1 pseudogene is annotated in these 256 nt (G+C 29.3%); it reads left to right on the top strand.

Annotation, left to right across the window (positions count from 1 at the left end):
• Nucleotides 1-41: 41 nt before the first annotated feature.
• Nucleotides 42-256 (top strand): annotated as a pseudogene (locus ACRHOC_RS14930) (hypothetical protein); the annotation flags it as partial.

Below are 256 nucleotides of genomic sequence, written 5' to 3'. Positions count from 1 at the left end.
GCCCAAAAAAAGGGATGTTTTTTTTAAGGACTATTTGCCATATGAAGAAGCATCTATTTGTTGTTTGTGGCTTTCTTTTAGCAACAAATTGCTTTGCTCAAAATGCGATTGAAAAAGAAAAAGATTCATCTAAGATTAAGGAAGATTCAATTAAAAAAATTGATTTTATCCGCAGACTGGGCAATGGCTACTTACCTTTTAATTATTTCAATTTAGACTTAAGGTATCTTATTAAATACAATGAATTTGAAGGATT

Source organism: Winogradskyella poriferorum (assembly GCF_050618035.1).
GTDB lineage: Bacteria > Bacteroidota > Bacteroidia > Flavobacteriales > Flavobacteriaceae > Winogradskyella > Winogradskyella poriferorum_A.
The sequence above is the reverse complement of the archived record's forward strand: the minus strand, read 5'-3'. Positions and strand labels throughout refer to the sequence as shown.